This window comes from Christiangramia sediminis, from assembly GCF_020552705.1.
GTDB lineage: Bacteria > Bacteroidota > Bacteroidia > Flavobacteriales > Flavobacteriaceae > Christiangramia > Christiangramia sediminis.
Genome location: NZ_JAJBZG010000005.1, coordinates 334,747 through 358,497, shown reverse-complemented (window position 1 = coordinate 358,497; position 23,751 = coordinate 334,747). Strand labels below are relative to the sequence as shown.

Here is a 23,751-nt window from a genome sequence, read left to right as displayed (position 1 = left end):
TTTCGATACTTCTATTAAATGTAGATCTTTGAAGAAGTAGCAAAAAATTTAAGAGATATGGAAAAAGATACAGAATTATTAAGTAAGGTTTCCCAGATTTTTCTAAAGAATGGTGCCAAGACTGTGACCATGGACGAGATTGCAAGGGAACTTCGGGTTTCTAAAAAGACACTTTATGAAAAGTATCAAAATAAAGATATACTTCTTGAGGAGGTGTTAAGTTACAGTTTAGAGAAAGTCCTGGAAAAATTGAATGACCTGGATGAAACAATCGAGAATGCCATAGAAAGAATGTTTGCCAGAGATACAGAAATTGAAAAGGCATCAAGAACCAATGATTCCATCTTTCTTCGTCAACTCCTGAAGTATTATCCCCAGATCTTCAATAAACATATGCTATATTTTTCCGGAAAACTTTCGGAAATACTTATGCATAATGTTGAAAGAGGAAGAAGTCAAGGCTTATACCGAAAAGATTTTGATGCCTATTTTTATTCGAAATTATTTTTCCAAATGACTATGAGCTATGATAACACCCCTTATCTGGATAACCAAGAGATAAGCAGGTCCAGGTATCAGGAGGAAGCTCTCTTATTCTATATGAATGCAATTACCACCGAAAAGGGCAAAGAAGTAATGAGAGGTCTTGAAATAAAAAAATTATAACCCCTATCTGGAATTAAATGTTTTAGAAAAAATACTGCTCTGGAAAAATTTCAGCAATACTTCTTCACTGAAAATTATCATTCTTGTTTTTGATTACTAATACACAGCTCATTACTAAATACCATACTTATGAAGCGCTACGAAAAAAATTTAATTTATGAAAAAAAGCTAAGCCTCTGGTCAGGATATCCGGTTAAGATTGAAGATGATTTAGATAGTATCTGTCAATGTGATGTTGATTTTATAGAAATACTTATGCTTTTAGAGAACGCATTTTTAATAAATTTAGTAGAATCTGATAAAACCCGCCAGGATTTTACCACCATAAAGGAATTTATAGATTGGATAGAATCCAGGCCTAAAATGACACCTTCTTTTAAAAGATTTAAGTTAACACCTTGGCCTTAACCCTCCGCTACTAAAATTTCTGTCAGATTCCTTCTCCGTCTATTAATTAGAAAGCTTAAAGAACATTTTTAATGAAACAAAATTACTTATATGAGATTATTCGTTTAAGTTATAGATTTCCATTACTAACTATTATTATCAAACAGGTAATTTTTTGGATCATAGCTTACGGAGTGCTGGGCTTTATATTATATTTTTCAAGTCTTTCAATTTTTGAAGGCACGAATTCCCCATTTACCCTAAGTGTAGCAATGTTAATACTAACAGTATTAATATTTGGTTTTATGAATGGAATCATCCTAGGTATTTTTGAATACTTCTTAAATAAAAAATCCAATTTAAATAACAGCTTAGGTCTCACAATACTTATAGGAAGCTTTGCTTATTTCATAACAATTATGGGTTTGATAAGTTTAACAAGACTTATCATCTTTTGGGTATTGGAATTATTACATATGGATATAGGTTTTGTAGAGGTGATTTTAAGAGGTAACTGGATATATCATTATGCTATCCTACTCGTCTACACCTTGTTTATGACCTTAATAATCAGTTTTATCAGCCAAATTGAAAAAATACTTGGTCCTGGCTACCTACTTCCTATTTTATTGGGCTGGTTTAGATATCCGAGAGAAGAAGAACGCATTTTTATGTTCCTGGATCTTTCTAACTCTACAAGAATGGCTGAACAATTGGGTCACATTGCCTACAGTAATCTTATACAGGAATGCTTTCTTGATATTAATAAGATGGTAAAAAAATATAATGCTGAAATATATCAATACGTGGGAGACGAAATTGTTGTAAGTTGGCCCTTGGAGGGCATGAAAGAATATGTGTATATAGAATTCTTCTTTGGGGTTATGGCACTTTTACAGGAGCGTTCAAAATATTACACGGATAAATTTGGTGTTACTCCGTCCTTTAAAGCCGGGGCTCACGTCGGTGTAGTTACCAGAGTTGAGGTAGGAAATATAAAAAGAAATCTTGCCTACCATGGAGACACTTTAAATGTGACTGCAAGATTAGAAGGATTGTGTAAAGAATTAGATAGATCTGTACTTTTTTCAGGCGCACTAATAAAAAAAACAATGGTAGATAAAAAATACAAGGTATCCTCCCTAGGATTTAGAACTCTTAAAGGTAGGGAGGCTAAATTGGAAGTATTTAGTATTAATTAATAAAATACCAATTAGGTAATTAATGTAATCAAAGTTTTACATCAGGACTTTGAGAAAATTCGAATTAAAAAGAGTTTATGACTTTGAAATTGAAGATCGTTTAAGGAAATAATCAGACTTCAACCCTAAAGTAGAATAATTACAACAATACTTCCAGCGCTTTATCCACAACCTGAGTATCTAATTCTTTTAAATATGCCTGGGTTACAGTTAGGTTTTGATGTCCTAAAGATTCGCTAATCACATCAGTTGCAACCCCTTTTTGTTTAAGGCAATTAGCAAAACTATGCCTGGCCACATAACTGCTAACGTTTTTTGTGATCTCACATATTGTAGCCAGTTCCTTTAGATTTTTGTTATAGATCCCTAGCATTTTATGTTTTCGATCTGCAAGTTGGGTAGGAGTATAGTTTTCACGATACAGTAATGGAAATACATATTTATTTCCATACCCATTAATTCGGTAATGGTCAAGAATTTCTCTTACAGGGGGCATTATGGCAATTGAGAAATTTCCTTTGGTTTTAGCCCGGGTGTAATAAATAGCATTTTTTTCCACATCTTTCCATTCGAGACCCATCATGTCGGCAAAGTTCATTCCCCTAGTATAGAAACTAAAAACAAAGTAGTTTCTGGTATCAACTAAATGCGAATGATTACTCAAATCTACATTAACAATGCGCATTATTTCTTCAAAATCCAGGGCACGTTTAAAACCTTTGCCTCTTAAGCCTGAAATTTTATATTTCTTAAAGGGGTATAAACTTTCTTTCACAATTCCGCGTTCTATGGCTTTGTTGAACAATGCCCTTATGGCTCTCATCTTTACTCCAACCCCTCCGTCGGTTCCACCTCTGGACCTTAAGAAAGCATCATATTTACTTAAAAAAGTAGAGTTAACTTCCCGAAAACTAAGTTTTTTGCTCTTATGAAAAATTTGCACCGATGTTTTAGTGTCTTTATAGGACTTTGCGTTTCCTACACGACCGGCGTAAGTCATTTCCTCTACTATTTCATCAAAAAAGGCAAAGACATCATTTTTAACTGGATTGAAGGTAACTCTATAAAGCTTATCAAAATCTTCCAGTGTATAATCGGGGTTTTGAATTTCAATTTCCGCTGCTACCTGGTAAGCCCGATCCTTAATTTTTACCAGTAACCGATTATACTGAAAATGATTTTTCAGCTTTTTGTTAAAGGTTCCTGTTGAAGCTGACCATTCGGAAATCTCCGAACTAAATGGGGTTTTGTAATATTTAGTTTGTCGATCTTTGGTCACACGCAAGAAAATTGGGTACAACCCATCGGTTAATTTCTTTGTTCTCTGTACAATTTTTATAGTAATCATGCGGCTTAAATTGGGTACAACATAGGTACAACAAATGGGCAAATAAAGGTAAATATTGTAAAACTAAATGACAAGGAAAAAGTTGTAAAATATTGATTATCAATACATAAGAAGCTAAATGAAATTATCTGAAACACCATTTTCGCGGCTGTTAATCAGAGGGTCCTTGGTTCGAGCCCAAGAGGAGGAGCAACAAAAGCCGTTCATTTTGAACGGCTTTTTTGTTTCTATAGGTTTCAGAAAATCCCTGAAATTCAGATAATCTCCAACTTTTTAATTTTTATTTAATATAAGCTTGACAATAAGGTTAAACAGGTAGCTTTTATTTGTGTATTCAAAGATGCACACATGAAATCGTTATAGTTTTTGTCGACTAGATTCAAACTGTGTGTAAGGCTACCATTCCAGGTAGCCTTTTTTGTTTAAAAAAAATGGTTTAGCCTTAACTCTTAGGAAACATTAAGTTAACCTTGGTTTTGTTTCTTTGCCGGCGACAAAAACTTTTAAACGATTTCTATGAAAAATGCTATATACGCAATAATTGCGTGCTTGCTTTTTAATTCAAATCTATATTCACAGGAAATAAGTGATACCAAATTCGGAAAGGGTTTGGTAAATTTTACAGCTAAAGACAGCTCTTTTAGTGTGAAGTTCGCTCCCAGAATTCAATTCCGCTCTTATACTTCCTGGGATTACGATGGTGAGAACTACGAAGATCCTGAACAGGCTTTTTTAATAAGAAGAGCCCGCTTAAAATTCGATGGTTGGGCGCTTACTCCAAAACTGAAATATAAAATAGAATTAGGACTTTCTAATAATGATATTGCTGGTGCCAGTATTTATACAGGCAATGCTCCAAGATATATTCTGGACGCAGTCCTGAAATGGAATTTCTACGAGAATTTTGAATTATGGGCCGGCCAGACCAAACTTCCTGGAAATGTGGAACGCGTTATTTCTTCTGCAAACCTTCAGTTTATAGATCGCTCTATTCTTAATAGCCGCTTTAATATTGATCGTGATATAGGTCTTCAACTTCATCACAAAATCAATCTGGGAGAAAACTTTGTGATCAAAGAGAAAATGGCTCTTTCTCAGGGTGAAGGGAGAAATATTACCGTAGGCAATATAGGTGGACTTCAATATACCGGAAGAATTGAGTTTTTACCATTTGGTGAATTTGAAAATAAAGGAGACTATTTTCAATCTGATCTTGAAAGAGAGCAAGATCCAAAATTAATGCTTGGAGCTGTTTATGACTTTAACGATAATGCGGTCAAAACCAGGAGTAATATGGGTGATTTTATGATCCTGGAAGATGGAACTATCTATGAAACCGATATATCTACTATCTTTTTTGATGCAGTATTCAAATATAATGGGATTTCCTTTATGGCGGAATATGCCAACAGAGAAGCAGAGGATCCCCTGGCAATACGCACCGGCGAAACCAATTTGCCCGACTTCATAGTTGCTGAAGGAGATGCTTTTAATGTACAGGCGGGATATTTATTCGATAATAATTACGAGATTGCCGCGCGTTACTCCTTCAACGAATTTAATGAAATAACAAATTTGTTGGGAAGAGAAGAATATACTATTGGAGCCTCAAAATATATAGTAGGGCATAAATTAAAAATACAGGCAGATCTAAATTACGCTAAGCAGGATGATGTTAATGACTATATTGCCTTTAGATGTGGTTTTGATTTTCATTTTTAAAAATGATAACAATTTGGTAACAGTAAATTCCTAATTTCATAGGATACTTGCACCGTTTTTAAACAAGATTAAATGGAAAATATTTACTTATTAATGTTAGTTGCATTAGTGGTTCTAGCCATCGCAGATTTGGTGGTTGGAGTTAGTAATGACGCTGTAAACTTTTTAAATTCCGCTATTGGCTCAAAGGCGATCTCCTTTAAAACTATTATGATCGTTGCCAGTTTAGGTATTTTTATAGGAGCAGTTTTTTCAAGTGGGATGATGGAAGTTGCCCGTAAAGGTATTTTCATGCCCGGTCAGTTCTATTTTGATGAGATCATGATCATCTTTATGGCCGTGATGATCACAGATATTCTGCTGCTGGATTTCTTTAATACCCTGGGAATGCCTACTTCAACTACAGTTTCTATTGTATTTGAATTACTGGGAGCTGCCGTGGTTATGGCATTGATAAAAGTAAGTGCATCAGATTCAGAAACTCTGGCGAACCTGTCAAGTTATATTAATACAGAGAAAGCAACAGAGATTATTTCCGGTATATTCCTCTCGGTTATTATTGCATTTACAATTGGTGCTTTGGTACAATGGCTCTCAAGACTGGTGTTTTCTTTTGAATATGAGAAGAAGATCAAAAATTTTGGAGCTCTTTTTGGAGGTGTTTGTTTAACTGCAATTGGATACTTTATTTTCTTCAAAGGATTAAAAGGAACTCCTTATTATGACAGTTTTAAGGATGTGCTTTCCAGTCAGGTAGTTTGGGTTGTAGGAGTGAGTCTGGTTTTCTGGACCTTATTTTCATGGTTATTCATGAAGATCTTCAAAAGAAGTATCTTAATTATTGTAATAGCAATTGGAACCTTTGGTTTGGCGTTGGCATTCTCCGGGAATGACCTTGTAAACTTTATTGGAGTTCCTATGGCTGCTTATCATTCTTATGAGGCGTGGGCTGCATCAGGACAGGCTGCATCAGCCTTTTCTATGGAAGTCTTAAAAGACGAAGTTCCTGCTGAGCCTATTTTGTTATTTATTTCTGGAGGGATCATGGTGCTTACACTTTGGTTCTCTAAAAAAGCAAGAAGTGTTGCTGAAACTGAAATTGGTTTATCAAGACAGGGACATGGAACCGAAAAGTTTGATCCCAATATGCTGTCCAGAGCCGTGGTTGCAGGAAGTACAAAACTTGCTGATGGGTTACGATATATTCTTCCCATGGGAACTAAAAGAAGAATCAATAAGAGTTTTGAAAAGCCCGAAGAAATTCTAGTCGGAGACAAAGCTGAAGAACAGCCGGCTTTCGATATGATAAGGGCGGCTATAAATCTTACTGTTGCCGGGGTATTAATTTCCATAGCAACTTCTTATAAATTACCCTTATCTACTACTTACGTAACTTTTATGGTTGCAATGGGAACTTCGCTGGCAGATAAAGCCTGGGGAAGAGAAAGTGCAGTATACAGGGTAGCAGGGGTGTTAAATGTAATTGGAGGATGGTTCTTTACCGCATTTAGCGCTTTTGCAGCAGCAGGTATTTTAACCTATATTATTTTTCTCGGAAAAGGTCCGGCAATCGCGATCTTATTGTTACTGGCCATAGGTCTTCTTGTTAGAAATTATATTTCTCATAAGAATAAAGCAATTGCGAAAGCTGATAAGTCAGGACTTAAAAAATCTGAGAGTAAAACTGTTCAGGGAATTATTTCTGAAAGTGCAGATAACATCTCCAATGTAGTTTCAAGATCAAATAAGATCTTTTCTGATGTGTTCACAGGACTTTCCAAGCAGGATAAGAAAAAACTTAAAAAGAGCAAGAAAGGGGTTGCTAAACTCGAAGCTGAAATTGAAGATTTAAGAGATCATATTTTCTTCTTTATTAAGAGCCTGGATGAGACCAGTGTGAGGGGAAGTAGCTTTTATATTACCATTCTTGGGTATTTAACAGATATCGCTCAATCCCTGGAATATATTTCCAAGAAGAGTTTCAAGCACGTCAATAACAACCACAAACCTCTTAGGTATAATCAAATCACAGATCTAAAGGAGATAGATGATACGCTAAGCGATTTATTAACTCAAATAGACCGCATCTTTACAGAAAAGAAATTTGAGGACATTAGTGCTATTGTCGCTTCCAGAGATGAGATATTAAATAGTATTTCTGAAAAAATCGAAAAACAGGTTTCAAGAACCAGGACAGAAGAATCTAGTCCTAAGAATACAACTTTATATTTCAACTTATTATTGGAAACTAAAGACCTGATGAATGCGATCATGAACTTAATGCAAGAATACAATTCAAGTTATAAAAAAGTATAATTAGATTGCTTAATAAGCTGAAAAAGCCACTTCCTTGAAGTGGCTTTTTTTATGAATTCAATTTGTTAAGAGATATAAACTTGTAAGATTTCTTACGGATATCCACAATCTAGAAAGCCGTTAATCGGCTTAATTTGAATTTAGTAGAATCAACTGACTGAATAATCATAAAGTTAAGTTAGATGCATGTATTTGCTTTTGCAGGCTTATAATTAAATATATTTTCGCCGCGCCCCATTATTCTACTTCGATACAGCACCTACTGAATCGAAACATTTATATGACATTTTTAAAGAGTGTATTCCCTAAATACACGACTACCCCAACATGCTTTAGAGGCTTATTTTCCAGCCCAAAATTTAAACTATTTTTAGTAGCTCTTATTATCACCGGTTTTACCAGTTGTAACCCCATTGCACTCGTAAATCCAGATACATACGGCGAAAAATGGGAAAATACCTATCTATGGTTTAAACCGGGAGATATGAATACTATTTATATATCAGACAATGGAGATCCTGAAACCGCCGAGCCTATCCCTAATGACAGCGAGTATTTGATCGAGTGGGCCAAAAAAGGAGAGGTGTATGAACTTAAAATAACTTCCTATTATCAGGATATAGATTTCGCTTGGTTTACGGGATATGATGCAGAAAATGCTTCTGAAGAAATCCCCTGGATACAGAATGGAAATACTATAGAATTACAAAGCTCAAGACTTTTGCCTGCGGAAGATGGAGCCTATCAGGTGTCTATTTCGGATGATCTTGAAAATTAAATGCAAATCCCATACTTACTTTTATCGACCTCTATTATTTTGTAAATTATCCTTAAAAAGGATGAAGCTTACTATTCAGAATATAGAATTCGAAGTTGTCAAGGGAGATATTACAGCTCAACCTGGGCTAGAAGCAGTGGTTAATGCTGCCAATGCAGAACTTTCACCCGGAGGTGGGGTTGCGGGAGCCATACATAAAGCAGCTGGTCCAGATCTCTATAAAGAATGTAAACCCCTTGCACCCATTCAGCCCGGAGAAGCGGTACTTACCAACGCATATCAATTGCCCAATAAATATGTGATTCATTGTTTAGGCCCAGTATATGGACAGGATAAACCTGAAAGTGAGCTCTTAGCTGCCTGTTATAGAAATACCCTCAAAATTGCAGAAGAAATGGAGATCACTTCCTTGGGATTTCCGGCCATATCAACTGGTATTTTCGGTTACCCGGCAGAATTGGCGGTAGACGTTGTATTTAATACAGTTTTAGCAGAGTTATCAGGAATTGAAAAAATCAAAAAGATTAAATTTGTGCTATTCAGCGATAAAGATCTTCATCTATATGAGACTCAATTGAAGAAAATTAGCGTTGGCTAACCAAATTAGATTCCATGAATAACTTCTCCGCTATTTATACAGACCAGTATCAGCTGGCCATGGCTCAGATATATTTTAATAAGGGGCACAAAGATCACCAGGCGATATTCGATTATTATTTCAGGAAATTACCTTTTAACGGAGGTTATGCTGTCTTTGCGGGTCTGGAAGACCTTCTTGAGATTCTTGCTGAAATTAGATTTAAAGAAGATGATATAGCATTCTTAAAAGCACAGGGATTTGAAGATAAATTTTTAAAATATCTCAAAGAATTCAGGTTTACCGGAAAGATTTATTCGGCTTCAGAAGGTGATATCGTTTTTCCCACCCGGCCAATCTTGCAGGTGGAAGCAACTATTATCGAAGCTCAGATCATTGAAACTATTCTGCTGAATTTACTTAATTTTCAAACTCTTATAGCCACAAAGGCAAGTAGGATCAGGCTGGTGGCCGGAGATGCCGGATTATTGGATTTCGGACTTCGCAGAGCCCAGGCAACCGGGGGGTATTTTGCAACACGGGCAGCAATGATCGGTGGATTTGATGGAACCAGTAATGTAGCAGCAGCAAAAAAATTTGATATTAAGGTCTCGGGTACCATGGCTCATTCGTTTATTCAAAGTTATGATGATGAGTTGGAAGCTTTCAGGGATTTTGCCAAGGGCAGACCGCAGGATTGTGTGCTTCTGGTAGATACTTATAATACTTTAAAAAGCGGGGTTCCCAATGCTATTAGGGTTGCTAAAGAAATGGAATCGCGGGGAGATAAGTTACTGGCAATTCGTCTTGACAGTGGTGATCTTTCATACTTTGCTAAAGAGAGTCGGAAATTACTTGATGATGCCGGGCTCGATTATGTGAAAATTGCAGCCTCTAACCAGTTGGATGAATATGTAATAAAAAGTTTATTGGAGCAGCAGGCACCAATTGATATTTTTGGAGTGGGGACCAACCTTGTTACCGGGAATCCCGACGGTTCACTGGATGGAGTTTATAAACTGGCATATTCGAATGGTCAACCCCGGATAAAAATTTCAGAAAGTATTTTCAAAGTAACGCTTCCGCATAAAAAGCAGGTGTTTAGAATGAAAGATGATCATGGTAAATGTATTGGAGCAGATGCCATTAGCCTTTACCACGAAAAAAGAGTGGAAGAGATGTATCATCCCTTTGAGCCTTATAAATCCATGAATCTGGAAAAATATCATCAGGAAGCAATTCTCAATAAAGTGATGGAAAATGGGGAGAATCTTATCAATAAAAGAAATTTGAAAGAGATTTCAGAATATAGTCTTACCAGGCTTTCTGAATTACCTATAGAATATAAGCGTTTCAATAATCCGCATATCTATAAAATTGGGGTTAGCGAGCTGTTGCGGGAGGAACGTGAGAAATTAATAAAATCATCTAAACAGAAACTGAAATGAAAACTTTAGTGCTCATCGATGTCCAAAACGATTTTATGCCGGGTGGAGCTTTAGCAGTTCCTGAAGGCGACCAAATTGTGCCTCTGGTGAATGATCTTCAAGATAAATTTGATCTGGTAATTGCAACCCAGGATTGGCATCCACCGCGACATGCCAGTTTTGCCAGTTCTCATGAAAATTCAGAAGAATTTGAGGTCATAAAACTGGATGGGATAGACCAGGTGTTATGGCCAGACCATTGTATTCAAAATACGAAAGGTGCAAATTTTCATCCAAAGCTCAAAACCTCTAAGATCGAAGCGATTTTTAGAAAAGGTACAGATATAAAAATTGATAGTTACAGCGGTTTCTATGATAATGCCCACCAAAAATCTACCGGTCTTTCCGGATACTTAAAGGAAAAAGGCGCTGGCGAACTTTATTTTGCAGGTCTTGCGGCAGAATACTGTGTGTATTTTTCAATCCTGGATGCTTTGGCGGAAGGTTTTCAGGCTACTTTAATAGAAGATGCCACAAGGGCGCTGAATAATGAAGAATTTGAAAAGGCCAAAATTGCTATTTTAAGAAAAGGAGGAAAGATTATAACTTCCGGAGAACTGATAATTTAAAAGTCCAGATAGTAGATGTAGCCAATATTCACCCATAGTACAAAATCGTTGAACTTATTCTGAGGTCCCTGTACATCAAGGCCTTCCAGTTTATCTGTATCGTAGTATATGGCTCGGGCTTCTATTTGCAGGTCATTGAACCTGCCCAGGCGATAACGCATACCAGCGCTACCAAGAATTGCAAAGGTATCGCCTTCCTCTAAAAATAAACCATTTTCAAAAGTCCTGAACAATACCTTGGGACTATCAAGGGGCCCTAATTCTGAATAAGCATCGGGTTTATAGTGTACATAATGCACCCCGAGACTGATGTACGGAGCAAATAAAACTGCAAAATCCCGGGCCTCCCTTATTCCGAAGAGATGGTATTCCAGGGAAGTTCCAGCCTGTATCAACTGGGTTTTTCCGTGCATGGCACGCAATTGTCTTCCCCCCTCAGTATTTTTCTGAGCTACGGGGCCATAATGATCGAGGTTGGATTGTAAATAATCGATCTCGTTACGAATCCTAAAGTGTCTTGTAAACCATAATTTAGTGGGACGACAACTACATTCAGGTCTGAATGCAAAATTCATATAGTGTACCAGTCCAACTCCAAAACCCTCATTGTCAAGGTTGTTCCGTAAATTATAGCGTTCACCGTAGTCGGTAAAAAAACCGGCTGGACCGGTAATAACTCCTAATTCGTTAGAGATATTTAATTGACCAAAACTCTTGCCCGACCAAAGCGAGAGAACCAAACTTAAAATAAAGATTGCCCTGGTATTAATCATGAGTGTTGGCTTGCAGTAGTGGCAAATATAGCAAAACTACAATAACGGAAATTTTATTATTCTTAGTATCACACTGGCCTATAAAGATAAAAGTTAATTTTATATGAAATACTGGAATGAAACTTTTAATCCTTAAAGAATATTTATATTTGCCTCACAATTTGGACATAAAATTTATAATTTAATAATAGCGCCCATCATTATGGAAAAAAACATCAAAAGTTTCCTGGAAAAGGTGTCAACCAGAAACCAAAATGAACCAGAATTTATGCAAGCGGTTCATGAGGTGGCAGAAACGGTAATTCCTTTTATAGAAAAAAATAAAAAATACCAGAATAAAATGCTTCTCGAGCGTATGGTAGAGCCGGAGAGGGTGATGATGTTCAGAGTGCCATGGCTAGATGATAATGGAGATATACAGGTAAATCGAGGTTTTCGTATTCAAATGAATTCAGCAATTGGACCTTATAAAGGAGGATTGCGTTTTCATCCATCTGTAAACCTTAGTATTTTGAAATTCCTTGCTTTTGAGCAGGTTTTCAAAAACAGCCTTACTACACTGCCAATGGGTGGTGGTAAAGGAGGTTCAGATTTTGATCCGAAAGGAAAGTCAGATAATGAAGTGATGAGATTCTGCCAGAGTTTTATGACAGAACTTCAAAGACATATTGGAGCAGATTGTGATGTTCCCGCAGGAGATATTGGAGTTGGAGGCCGTGAGATCGGTTTCTTATTTGGTCAGTACAAAAGAATACAGAATGAGTTTACTGGTATCTTAACCGGGAAAGGTCGTTCTTACGGAGGTTCTTTAATTAGACCTGAAGCTACAGGATACGGAAATGTTTATTTTGCCCAGAATATGCTGAAAACCAAAGGTGAAAAACTGGATGGTAAAACAGTAGTGATTTCAGGAGCTGGAAACGTTGCCCAGTATGCGGCTGAAAAAGCTACTCAGTTAGGAGCTAAAGTGGTGACCATGTCAGATTCCGGAGGCTTTATTTATGATAAGGACGGAATTGATTCTGAAAAACTTCAGTTCATCATGGAATTGAAGAATGAAAAAAGAGGTAGAATTAGTGAATATGTTGATCAGTATTCTTCAGCAGAATATCATGAAGGTAAAACGCCATGGGGAATTAAATGTGATGTAGCACTTCCTTGTGCAACTCAAAATGAGCTAGAAGCAGGTGATGCGAAAACATTGGTGAAGAACGGATGTATTTGTGTGGGTGAAGGGGCTAACATGCCTTGTACACCCGAAGCTATTGAAGTTTTCCATAAAGAGAAAATACTTTTCTCTCCTGGAAAAGCTTCTAACGCAGGTGGAGTTGCCACTTCTGGACTTGAAATGTCTCAAAACTCTATGAGATATAGCTGGACATCTGAGGAAGTAGACAAAAAACTTCACGAGATCATGAATGATATTCATGAAGCATGTGTGGAATATGGAACTACCGAAGATGGTTTTGTAGATTACGTGAAAGGAGCTAATATTGCCGGTTTCGTTAAAGTGGCCGATGCAATGCTTGCTCAGGGTGTCGTTTAAACATCAATAATTACTTAAATATACAGAGCCGCTTGAAAAAGCGGCTTTTTTTATAAATTCACGGTAAATTTTCCGGAATGCTGGTGCACACCAAAGCGATCATTATTAGTGCCTTAAAATATGGGGAAGCCGATCTCATAGTGAAAGCTTATACACTATCTGATGGACTTTGCACCTATATGCTTAAAGGGGTTCTAAAATCCAGAAAAGGTAAATTCAAGGCTTCCATGTTTCAAAGTCTTACCCAGCTGGATATTGTTGCCAATCACCGGGGAGATGGTAAACTGGAATATCTGCGGGAAGCTAAAGTTATCGGCAATTACCAAACTTTACACACACATCCGGTGAAACTGGCCATGGTGATGTTTCTTGCGGAAATGCTTAGAAACGCAATTCGTGAGGAAGAAAAAAATGAAGCCTTATTTCATTACCTGGAGTATAGTTTTCAATTTCTGGACAGTACAGATAAGATTGCCAATTTCCACCTCCTGTTTCTTCTAAATCTCACCAGGTATTTAGGCTTCCAGCCGGAAACGGGTAATAAAGATCTTCCTGTATTCAATCTTTTAGACGGGGTTTTTCAGGATTTTTCATCAAATGATTATTGCATAGAAGGTAAAAATGTAGATTTGCTCAAAAGTCTTTTGGGCACTGATTTTGATGCGTTACCACTTATAAAAATGAATCAGACCTCCCGGAATGATTTCCTGAATATGCTTTTACTCTATTATGAGTTGCATATTGAAGGTTTCCGCAAACCAAAGTCACTTAGCGTATTAAATGAAATATTCGGTTAAATGCAATTAAGATTATTATCGCTCTTCTTATTTATTTTTTCAATTTCTTCCGCACAGGAAATTACAGTTTTAGATAACCTTAATGGAGAACCCGTTGTAAATGTTGCAATTTATAATAAAGATAAATCTGTTTCTGCAGTGACCGACGCTTCGGGGAAAGCAGATATTAGCCAGTTTACAGATACAGAAGTTATCATTTTCAAATCTGTTTCATATGTGGAGATCTACCGTCGCAAAAGAGAGATCCTAAATAATAACAATATTGTTCTGCTGGAATCTATAGAAAATCAGTTGGACCAGGTGACCCTTTCCGTAGCTCGTTTCAAGCTGAAAAAGAATGAAATTCCTCAAAAAATAATCAGTATTTCTCCTTCAGAAATTCAAATGACCAGCCCGCAAACCTCGGCAGATCTGCTGGAAAGCACCGGGCAGGTTTATATGCAAAAAAGTCAAATGGGTGGTGGCAGTCCCATGATTCGTGGATTTGCAACCAATCGACTTTTATTAACGGTGGATGGCGTGCGTATGAATTCGGCTATTTTCAGAAGCGGAAATCTTCAGAATGTGATCTCGGTAGACCCGATGATGGTAGAAAGTGCTGAGGTTATTTTAGGTCCGGGTTCTGTGGTGTATGGGAGTGATGCGATTGGGGGCGTGATAAATTTCTATACGCTGAAACCAAAATTCAGTTTTGATGAAGGGACTTCGTTTTCTGGGAATATTTATACCCGTTTTGCCACAGCGAATAATGAAAATACGGTGCATGCCGATCTGAATATCGGTAGGGAAAACTGGGCTTTTAGAACCGGGATCACCTATTCAGATTTTGGAGACTTGAGAATGGGGGAGCATGGGCCTGATGATTATTTAAGACCCGATTATGCCGATAGACAGAATGGGGTAGATGTGATGGTGAAAAATGAAGATCCCCTGGTTCAGAAACCAACTCGATATGACCAGATAAACCTGCTGCAGAAAATAAAATATATGCCCTCAAAAGATTGGGATTTTAATCTTGGGCTTGTTTATTCTAACACCTCAGATTTTCCCAGATATGACCGACTTTATAGAAAAAGGGATGGCATATTGCGATCTGCAGAGTGGTATTACGGTCCGCAAACCTGGTTTCTGGGGAATTTAAATATTAATCATAGAAGCAATTCGCAACTTTACGATAAGATGCAATTTACTGGTGCTTACCAGTTTTTTGCTGAAAGCAGGAATGACCGGAATTTTGGAGAACCTATACTTTTCAGTACTGAAGAAAATGTAGATGCGTACTCGGCAAACCTTGATTTTGAAAAGGATTTATCTACCAGTAAATTATTTTACGGTTTTGAATATGTATTGAATAATATTAATTCTGAAGGTAATTTCAGAAATATTGAAACTTCTGAAAGCGGTGAAACCGACAGTAGATATCCTGATGGATCCAATTGGCAGTCGATGGCGGTGTATACAAGTTATCAATGGAAACTAACGGGGGATTTATCACTTCAATCGGGTATCAGGTATAATCATATCCTGGTAGATGCCAGTTTTGATGATCGTTTTTATGATTTTCCCTTTGAAAAAGCCGATATCAGTACCGGGGCCTTAACCGGAAGTCTTGGAATAAATTGGCGACAAAATGATTTCATTGGATGGAGATTAGGTTTTTCAACGGCCTTTCGCGCTCCAAATATTGATGATGTAGGGAAGATCTTTGATTCTGAACCCGGCTCGGTGGTGGTTCCAAATCCCGGCTTGAAACCGGAATATGCCTACAATGTTGAATTAGGTGCCGATTTTAATTTTTCAGATAATATTCGCTTAGGGCTTACTGGTTATTATACTTATTTGGATGATGCTATGGTGCGTCGCGATTTTGATCTTAATGGAGTGACCGAGATCGATTATCAGAGTGAACCAAGCAGGGTGCAGGCGATTCAAAATGTTGCCAATGCCTATGTATATGGAGTGGAAGCAGGTTTAGAAATTGATTTTTCGGTTGCTTTGAGGTTAAAATCTCAATTTAGTTATACCCAGGGAGAGGAAAATGAAGGTGGAGAATATGTACCACTAAGACATGCCGCTCCCATGTTTGGAAATACGCATTTGATCTGGAATAAAAGGAGATTGAAATTTGATCTTTTTGCTGAATATAACGGGCAGTTCGATTTTGAAGATCTCGCTCCCGGGGAACAGGATAAGCCATACCTGTATGCTTTGGATAAAAATGGAAATCCTTATTCGCCAGCCTGGTATACACTAAATTTAACCGGGCAGTATGAAATGACTGCCAACTGGCTGGCCACGGTTTCCGTCGAAAATATTACAGATCAGCGTTACCGCACTTATTCTTCGGGTATTGCCGCTGCAGGAAGAAATTTGATTATCGCTTTATCGTATACATTTTAATAATGCCATTCCGACGATAGGAGGAATCTCTAATTAAGTATTTACATAAGAATTTCTGCATATGTATTTTAGCTTATAATAATATCATCTTTTGTTAAAAATCCTTATTTTCGCACATCATTTGAAAAAAGCAGAAAATGAGCAAAAGGTTCCCTGAATACAAAGGTCTTGACCTGCCTAAAGTGGCAGAGGAAATCCTCAATTATTGGGAAGAAAATGATATTTTCGAAAAGAGCGTGTCTACCCGTGAAGGTAAAGAGCCATTCATATTTTTTGAAGGTCCGCCTTCAGCAAATGGTCTTCCGGGAATTCACCATGTGATGGCACGAGCTATTAAGGATATTTTTTGCCGATATAAAACTCAAAAAGGTTTCCAGGTAAAGCGTAAAGCGGGATGGGATACACACGGACTTCCTGTGGAGTTAGGAGTAGAGAAGGAGCTTGGAATTACCAAAGAGGATATCGGAACCAAAATAAGCATTGAAAAGTATAACGAAGCCTGTAAGAATGCGGTGATGCGTTATACCGATGTCTGGAACGATCTTACTGAAAAGATGGGTTACTGGGTAGATATGGAAGATCCGTATATCACCTATAAATCCAAATACATGGAAACGGTTTGGTGGCTGCTTTCTCAGATCTACAAGAAAGATCTTATTTACAAAGGCTACACCATTCAGCCATATTCTCCAAAAGCCGGAACCGGATTGAGCTCTCACGAGTTGAACCAGCCGGGAACTTATCAGGACGTGACCGATACTACGGTTACGGCAATGTTCAAAGTAAAAGAAGAAACACTTCCGGATTTTCTAAAAGAAATTCCGAATTTGTATTTAATCGCCTGGACCACCACTCCATGGACTCTGCCTTCAAATACTGCCTTAACCGTTGGTCCTAAGATCGATTATGTTACCGTAAGAACTTACAATCAATATACCTTCGAACCAATTACAATTATTGTGGCGAAGGAGCTTGCTGAGAAGCAATTTGATAAAAAATTCAGAAAGGCAGAATCTGAAGAAGATCTGAATTCTTATTCCAAGGAGGATAAGAAAATTCCTTATTTGATAGGTGAAAGTTTTTCTGGAAAAGATCTTGTTGGGATCAAATATGAGCAATTATTGCCCTATGCCCAGCCTAACGATAATCCTGAAAATGCCTTCAGAGTAATTTCAGGAGATTTTGTGACTACTGAAGATGGTACCGGGATCGTGCATACTTCCCCTACTTTTGGTGCAGATGATGCCATGGTTGCTAAACAGGCAACTCCCGAAGTTCCACCATTATTAGTTAAGGATGAAAACGGAAACCTTGTGCCTCTCGTAGATCTTCAGGGGAAATTCAGACCAGAAATGGGTGAATTTGCCGGAAAGTATGTGAAGAACGAATATTATGATGACGGGCAGGCTCCGGAAAAATCGGTAGATGTAGAATTAGCGATCAAGCTAAAAGAAGATAACCGAGCATTTAAAGTTGAAAAATATGTTCACAGCTACCCTAATTGCTGGAGAACAGACAAACCTATATTATATTACCCGCTTGATTCCTGGTTTATTAAAGTGACTGAATTCAAAGACAGAATGCACGATCTTAACCAGACGATCAACTGGAAACCTAAATCTACCGGAGAGGGGCGTTTTGGAAACTGGCTTGCCAATGCCAACGACTGGAACCTAAGCCGAAGCAGATATTGGGGAATTCCGTTGCCTATCTGGAGAACAGAGGACGGAACCGAAGTTAAGGTAATGGGCTCTGTAGCTCAGCTTAAGGAAGAAATGGCGAAAGCTGTGGAGGCCGGGGTGCTGGAAAAGGATATTTTTGAAGGATTTGAACCTGGCAATATGAGTGAAGAGAATTACGATAAAGTAGATCTTCATAAGAACGTAGTGGATACGATCACTTTGGTGTCCGATTCTGGAAAACCGATGAAGCGTGAAGCAGATCTTATAGATGTGTGGTTCGATTCTGGTTCCATGCCTTATTCACAGTGGCATTATCCATTCGAGAATAAGGAAAAAGTAGAAGACAAGTGGCGTAAAGCCGACTTTATAGCTGAAGGTGTAGACCAGACCCGTGGTTGGTTCTATACGCTTCATGCTATTGCAACTATGATCTTTGATGATGTTGCCTATAAAAATGTGGTCTCTAACGGTCTTGTTCTAGATAAGAATGGCCAGAAAATGTCCAAGCGTTTAGGTAATGCGGCAGATCCATTTGAAACCATTTCGGTTTATGGACCCGATGCTACGCGTTGGTATATGATCTCAAATGCCAATCCATGGGATAATCTAAAATTTGATATTGAAGGGATAGGAGAAGTTCAGCGTAAATTCTTCGGAACCTTGTATAATACCTATTCGTTCTTTACGCTATATGCAAACATCGACGAATTTAGCTATGCTGAAGAGAATGTTGCTTTAGAAAAAAGACCTGAAATAGACAGATGGATACTTTCAGAATTGCATACACTTATTGAAAAAGTGGATAAATTCTATGCAGATTACGAGCCTACAAAAGCTACCAGGGCAATATCTGAATTTGTTCAGGAAAACCTGAGTAACTGGTTTGTGAGATTAAGTAGAAGAAGATTCTGGAAAGGCGATTATGAGCAGGATAAGATCTCTGCCTATCAAACGCTTTATACCTGCCTGGAAACTGTGGCCAAGCTGGGAGCACCAGTGGCCCCATTCTTTATGGATAGATTATTCATGGACTTAAATGCAGTTTCTGGAAAAGATAAATCTGAGTCTGTACATATTGCTGAATTTCCAGTTTATGAACCGGGATTTGTTGATAAATCTTTGGAACGTAAAATGGAAAAAGCCCAGACGATCTCTTCGCTGGTACTTTCATTAAGAAAGAAGGAGATGATCAAAGTACGTCAACCTTTGCAAAGAGTAATGATTCCGGTACTTGACGAAACTCAGAAGCAAGAGATTCAGGCAGTTGAAGATCTTATAAAATCTGAGGTAAATGTTAAAGAGATTGAACTGATCGATGATGCCTCAGGACTTCTGGTGAAGCAAATAAAACCAAATTTTCGGGTTCTTGGCCCCAGATTTGGTAAGGATATAAAGTTGATTGTCAGTAAAATAAATGATTTCACCTCAAATGAGATCGCACAAATAGAGCGCGAGGGAGAAATTGATGTTGTTATAAACGAAAAAAATGTTAATTTGTCACTCGAAGAAGTGGAGATCACTTCTCAGGACATTGAAGGATGGTTAGTTGCCAGCAGTGGGAACTTAACAGTAGCCCTGGACGTTAGTATTAGTCCGGAGTTGAAAAAGGAAGGTGTTGCCAGGGAACTGGTTAACAGGATCCAGAACCTCCGCAAGGATTCAGGCTACGAAGTGACTGATACGATTGATGTAACCCTACAAAAGGACGGTATAATCGAGGATGCCGTTAACGACAATATAAGTTATATTAAAAACGAAACATTGACTGCGAAACTCGAATTCGCAGAGGTGGTAGATGAAGGTGCTGAAATTGAATTTGATGATGTTGCCACCAGATTGTTTATTAAAAAACATTAAAGCCATGTCTACAGAAGTAAAAGAACGTTACAGCGACGCTGATTTGGCAGAGTTCAAAACTCTGATTAAAAAGAAGATTGAAAAGGCTCAGGAGCAACTTGAGAATTATCAAAGTGCTTACAAAAATGATGGTAATAACGGTACAGACGATACTTCGCCAACTTTTAAAGCCTTTGAAGAAGGAAGTGAAACTATGAGTAAAGAAGCGAACTCTCAGTTGGCTATCCGTCAGGAGAAATTTATCAGGGATCTTAAAAATGCCCTGATGCGTATAGAAAATAAAACCTATGGTGTTTGTAGAGTGACCGGTAAACTTATCGCAAAAGAAAGATTGTTACTGGTGCCACACGCTACGCTTAGTATTGAAGCTAAGAACATGCAGCGTTAAAAAACTGAATGATCATTATATTTAACGTCCAGCCCTGAAGAGGGTTCTGGACGTTTTTGGTTTAAAGAATAAAATGAAGAGGAAGAACTTAATATTATTGATCGCGTTATTCATCACAGCGGTATCTTTTTCACAAAAGGATACCCGTGAAATAATAGATGCTGATAATATTAAAAGGATTAGCATAGATACCGATGAAGTCTATCTTTTAAAGATCAATTCTACTAAAACTTCCAAGATTCGAATTAAAACCCATTCTGAAGGTGAGTATTATGATAATATAATGCTCGAAACGTTTGTGAATGGTGAAGAGTTAAACATTACTACCCAATATCCTGAAAGACTAACCGGGGGATTTGATAAACTGAGTGCTCACAAGGTTTTTTCGCTGGCAGTAGAAATTGAGGTCCCGGAAGGATTGGAGGTTTCTATTAAATCTAATATTTCTTCATTAGAGGCTAAAGGAAATTTCACATCTGTGTATGCAGATCTAAAGCAGGGTTATTGCAAGCTTATAGAATTTATGGGAACTGCAGTGATCAATACGTATTCGGGGAATATACTTGTGGAAACATCTTCCGGTCTTATTGAGGCCAGTTCCAGAAATGGCGAGGTGGATGTGCCGGAATTTCTGCCCGGGCGAAATCCTTTAAGACTCACCAGTATAGACGGTGATATTATGGTACGTAAAAACTAAATAATATTAGTATTTTTGACCCGTTTTCAAACAAATTCAATTCATGTCCCTTAAAAAAGCCGGATTCTTTATCATCCTGATTCTTTTAATAGATCAGATTTCCAAAATTTATATCAAAACCCATTTTGCCATAGGAGACGAAATTGAAGTTTTCGACTGGTTCAGGATCTTATTTGTGGAAAATGAAGGGATGGCCTGGGGAACTAAGATTCCTGGAGAATATGGTAAACTTGCCTTAACTCTTTTCCGTTTGGTCGCTATAGTAGGGATTGGTTACTGGTTATGGGATTCTGTGAGAAAAGGAGGATCAAGAATTCTTATTTTCGCTATTTCATTAATTTTTGCGGGTGCCTTTGGGAATATAATAGATTCGGTATTTTACGGGATCATCTTTGATGATAGTTACGGGCATATAGCGAGCTTTTTACCAGAATCTGGGGGGTATAGCTCTTTATTCCACGGGAAGGTCGTAGATATGCTGTATTTCCCTCTGTGGAACGGTTACCTGCCTGATTGGATCCCTTTCTGGGGTGGGCAGTATTTTACCTTTTTCGAACCTGTATTCAATATCGCAGATTCCGCGATAAGTGTGGGAGTGGTGATGCTGCTTTTATTCAATAAAAGAGCATTTCCTAAAAACGAGCATGAAGAATAGAATGTTGCTAAATTAAGCGGCAGTTTTTTCAAAAATCTTCTCGAACTTTTTCAATTCGATAGGCTTGATAAGATAGTCTGTAACCAGATTAAAAGACTTTGCTCTTTCCAGGTCACGCGGATCTATAGAAGAACTCACTACATAGAGTGTAATTTTCTTATTCAGGCTGTTTTTGATCTTGATAAATTCATTCAGGAATTCCCAGCCATCCATTACCGGCATATTGAGATCTAGAAAAATGATATCCGGAAGTTTGTCTTCATCGGTAGCATTTTCCATGATATCCTTAAAATAATCCAGCGCTTCCTTACCATTTTTATAGATAAGCAAGTTCTCTGAAAGCTTTTTGATCTCAATGATCTTCTTGACTAAATTTACGTATATCTTATCATCGTCGATGATACACGCCAGTTCTACTTTTTGCCCCATAATAAATAGAATCTAGAATTTGATTTTAAATGTGGTCCCTATATCCAGGGTACTGCTAACAGATATTGTCCCCCCAAGGGCTTCTACCTGGTTTTTAGTTATAAATAAACCAATTCCTTTTGCCTCGGGATTGCTTTGATGAAATGTTTTGTACATACCAAACATTTTATCACCATACTCGTCGAGGTCAATTCCCATTCCATTATCGCTAACCTCTAAATACTCTTTATCGTTCTCGATATAGGTCTGAATAAAAATGACTGGTTTACGTCCCGGTTGTCTATACCGGATTGCATTCGTGATTAAATTTAGTAAAATACTTTCAAGATACTCAGGGATATAGCGAATTTCTTTCAGATCTTGAAATTCAGCGACGATTTTTGCATTTTCTCGATTAATGAGGGAAGAAATAGATGACAGAACGATCTCTAGTGCCTCCTCAAATTTAATATTCACCTTTTCTTTACGTAAAGAAGTTTGAATACTTACGATATCATTTAATCTCGAAATTGCTGAATCCAGATTGCCGGCCACATCTTCAACATTTGGGAGAAGATCCAGTTTGTCCCGGTCGGTTTTGGATTCTCTTAATAGTTCAACAATGAGGCTTAAGTTGCTACTATGAGATCTTAAATGATGAGAAACTATATGGGCGAAATTGAAAAGTCTCGAATTTTGTGTCGCAATGATATCCAGTGAATTCTGTAAATTAAGTTCATTGCTTTTATTTTCATCGATATTCTGAAGAACACCGCGAATTCCTATCACTACCTGTTCATTATTATAAACCGGTTTTCCGGTGAGTCTCACCCAGAATTCCCTGCTCTGAAATGAAACCATTTTAAGTTCCAGTTTAAAAGGAATCCCGAAATTTTCACATTTATCAAAGGCGTTGCGCATCCTGTTATGATGTTCCTGCGCATAGAAATTCATGCGATCCTCGTAAGCCGGCTGAAAATCACGGGGACAATCAATGATCTTTTTAGACACATCGTCCCAGTAAATATTCTTGTTAACCGTGTCAACATACCAGCCTCCCGTGGAAGTCATTTCGGCGGTTTCCCGATAATAGAAAAAATTCTCCTCTATCGTGTATTGATCCCTTTTACTTTGATGGATATTTACAAACAGCAACACCGCAGTTTCTCTGAATTCTCTGGATGTTTTGCTCTTCTGATTTTTACACTCGAACCAGCGATATTTGCCATTTTCCAGCTTCAGTTTTATTTCAAAGCTGAAGGGTTCCTCCTCTTTTACAAGTTTTTCAAAGTGAATTCGGAAATCATACCGATAATCGGGATGGAGAATATGGTTGATGAAGAACTCAAATCTATCTTCTTCAATTTTTGGTTTTCCAACCAGAATGTTGAAATGCTCAGACCATGATATCTCTTTGGAAAACAGGTTTATTTTCCAGTAGGCAATATCAAAATCTTCCAGTATGCTGTTTAACTGTAGATCGGTTAGCATTTAAT

The 23,751-nt window shown here is 37.6% G+C and carries 20 protein-coding genes; 16 read left to right on the top strand and 4 right to left on the bottom strand.

The annotated features are described in order from the left end of the window. The first annotated feature begins 57 nt into the window (after window positions 1-57). From LGQ90_RS10965 to LGQ90_RS10955, 3 genes are all read left to right on the top strand, one after another. Entirely contained in the window at window positions 58-666 is a 609-nt protein-coding gene (locus tag LGQ90_RS10965) for a TetR/AcrR family transcriptional regulator (protein WP_034920044.1), read from the top strand. Between the two features lie 129 nt (window positions 667-795). Continuing rightward, the gene (locus tag LGQ90_RS10960; protein WP_229341068.1) at window positions 796-1,074 is read left to right on the top strand and encodes a hypothetical protein; all 279 of its coding nucleotides are present in this window, start codon (window positions 796-798) and stop codon (window positions 1,072-1,074) included. Between the two features lie 71 nt (window positions 1,075-1,145). Further along, window positions 1,146-2,255 carry an adenylate/guanylate cyclase domain-containing protein gene (locus tag LGQ90_RS10955; protein ID WP_229341065.1) on the top strand — a complete coding sequence of 370 codons (1,110 nt, stop codon included), beginning with the start codon at window positions 1,146-1,148 and terminating at the stop codon, window positions 2,253-2,255. A 139-nt stretch (window positions 2,256-2,394) separates the two neighbouring features. On the opposite strand, the gene LGQ90_RS10950 is transcribed toward LGQ90_RS10955, so the two are convergent. Further along, the gene (locus tag LGQ90_RS10950) at window positions 2,395-3,603 is read right to left on the bottom strand and encodes a site-specific integrase (protein WP_034920038.1); all 1,209 of its coding nucleotides are present in this window, start codon (window positions 3,601-3,603) and stop codon (window positions 2,395-2,397) included. A gap of 516 nt (window positions 3,604-4,119) precedes the next feature. Here LGQ90_RS10950 and LGQ90_RS10945 point away from each other — a divergent pair. The 6 genes from LGQ90_RS10945 (at window position 4,120) to pncA (ending at window position 11,052) form a co-directional block, all read left to right on the top strand. Beyond that, window positions 4,120-5,325, top strand: coding sequence for a porin (locus LGQ90_RS10945; protein ID WP_229341063.1), 1,206 nt, complete (start codon window positions 4,120-4,122; stop codon window positions 5,323-5,325). 72 nt (window positions 5,326-5,397) lie between these two features. Next, the gene (locus LGQ90_RS10940; RefSeq protein ID WP_229341061.1) at window positions 5,398-7,641 is read left to right on the top strand and encodes an inorganic phosphate transporter; all 2,244 of its coding nucleotides are present in this window, start codon (window positions 5,398-5,400) and stop codon (window positions 7,639-7,641) included. A 280-nt stretch (window positions 7,642-7,921) separates the two neighbouring features. Then, window positions 7,922-8,419 (top strand): hypothetical protein, encoded by a 498-nt coding sequence (locus LGQ90_RS10935; protein ID WP_229341059.1) that lies wholly within the window; start codon window positions 7,922-7,924, stop codon window positions 8,417-8,419. A gap of 61 nt (window positions 8,420-8,480) precedes the next feature. Next, window positions 8,481-9,017, top strand: a complete 537-nt coding sequence (locus tag LGQ90_RS10930) for a macro domain-containing protein (protein ID WP_229341057.1) — start codon at window positions 8,481-8,483, stop codon at window positions 9,015-9,017. A 14-nt stretch (window positions 9,018-9,031) separates the two neighbouring features. Beyond that, window positions 9,032-10,444, top strand: a complete 1,413-nt coding sequence (locus LGQ90_RS10925) for a nicotinate phosphoribosyltransferase (RefSeq protein ID WP_229341055.1) — start codon at window positions 9,032-9,034, stop codon at window positions 10,442-10,444. Further along, window positions 10,441-11,052: a bifunctional nicotinamidase/pyrazinamidase gene (gene pncA, locus LGQ90_RS10920; protein ID WP_229341053.1), complete on the top strand. Its 612-nt coding sequence runs from the start codon at window positions 10,441-10,443 to the stop codon at window positions 11,050-11,052. Before LGQ90_RS10925 ends, pncA begins: the two co-directional genes overlap by 4 nt. On the opposite strand, the gene LGQ90_RS10915 is transcribed toward pncA, so the two are convergent. Then, window positions 11,049-11,825: a THC0290_0291 family protein gene (locus LGQ90_RS10915; RefSeq protein WP_229341051.1), complete on the bottom strand. Its 777-nt coding sequence runs from the start codon at window positions 11,823-11,825 to the stop codon at window positions 11,049-11,051. The two genes, pncA and LGQ90_RS10915, sit on opposite strands and share 4 nt — an antisense overlap. A 202-nt stretch (window positions 11,826-12,027) precedes the next feature. On the opposite strand from LGQ90_RS10915, the gene gdhA reads away from it, so the two are divergent. The 7 genes from gdhA (at window position 12,028) to LGQ90_RS10880 (ending at window position 21,847) form a co-directional block, all read left to right on the top strand. Then, a complete protein-coding gene (gene gdhA / locus LGQ90_RS10910) occupies window positions 12,028-13,371 on the top strand; it encodes an NADP-specific glutamate dehydrogenase (RefSeq protein WP_229341049.1) in 1,344 nt (447 codons plus the stop codon). Between the two features lie 77 nt (window positions 13,372-13,448). Then, complete coding sequence (gene recO, locus LGQ90_RS10905) at window positions 13,449-14,168, top strand: DNA repair protein RecO (protein WP_229341047.1); 720 nt, start codon at window positions 13,449-13,451, stop codon at window positions 14,166-14,168. After that, on the top strand, window positions 14,169-16,568 hold the full coding sequence (locus LGQ90_RS10900) for a TonB-dependent receptor (RefSeq protein ID WP_229341045.1): 2,400 nt from the start codon (window positions 14,169-14,171) through the stop codon (window positions 16,566-16,568). It abuts the gene before it with no gap. Window positions 16,569-16,705: 137 nt separating this feature from the next. Then, window positions 16,706-20,107, top strand: a complete 3,402-nt coding sequence (gene ileS, locus LGQ90_RS10895; RefSeq protein ID WP_229341043.1) for an isoleucine--tRNA ligase — start codon at window positions 16,706-16,708, stop codon at window positions 20,105-20,107. A gap of 4 nt (window positions 20,108-20,111) precedes the next feature. Then, window positions 20,112-20,495, top strand: coding sequence for a TraR/DksA family transcriptional regulator (locus LGQ90_RS10890; protein ID WP_229341041.1), 384 nt, complete (start codon window positions 20,112-20,114; stop codon window positions 20,493-20,495). A 73-nt stretch (window positions 20,496-20,568) separates the two neighbouring features. Beyond that, window positions 20,569-21,192 (top strand): DUF4097 family beta strand repeat-containing protein, encoded by a 624-nt coding sequence (locus tag LGQ90_RS10885; RefSeq protein WP_229341039.1) that lies wholly within the window; start codon window positions 20,569-20,571, stop codon window positions 21,190-21,192. Window positions 21,193-21,235: 43 nt separating this feature from the next. Beyond that, the gene (locus LGQ90_RS10880) at window positions 21,236-21,847 is read left to right on the top strand and encodes a lipoprotein signal peptidase (protein WP_229341037.1); all 612 of its coding nucleotides are present in this window, start codon (window positions 21,236-21,238) and stop codon (window positions 21,845-21,847) included. A gap of 12 nt (window positions 21,848-21,859) precedes the next feature. Here the strand turns inward: LGQ90_RS10880 and LGQ90_RS10875 are convergent, their stop codons facing one another. Together LGQ90_RS10875 and LGQ90_RS10870 are read right to left on the bottom strand one after the other, a co-directional pair. Further along, window positions 21,860-22,276 carry a response regulator gene (locus LGQ90_RS10875; RefSeq protein WP_229341035.1) on the bottom strand — a complete coding sequence of 139 codons (417 nt, stop codon included), beginning with the start codon at window positions 22,274-22,276 and terminating at the stop codon, window positions 21,860-21,862. 12 nt (window positions 22,277-22,288) lie between these two features. Then, window positions 22,289-23,746 (bottom strand): sensor histidine kinase, encoded by a 1,458-nt coding sequence (locus LGQ90_RS10870; RefSeq protein ID WP_229341033.1) that lies wholly within the window; start codon window positions 23,744-23,746, stop codon window positions 22,289-22,291. Window positions 23,747-23,751: the final 5 nt, after the last annotated feature.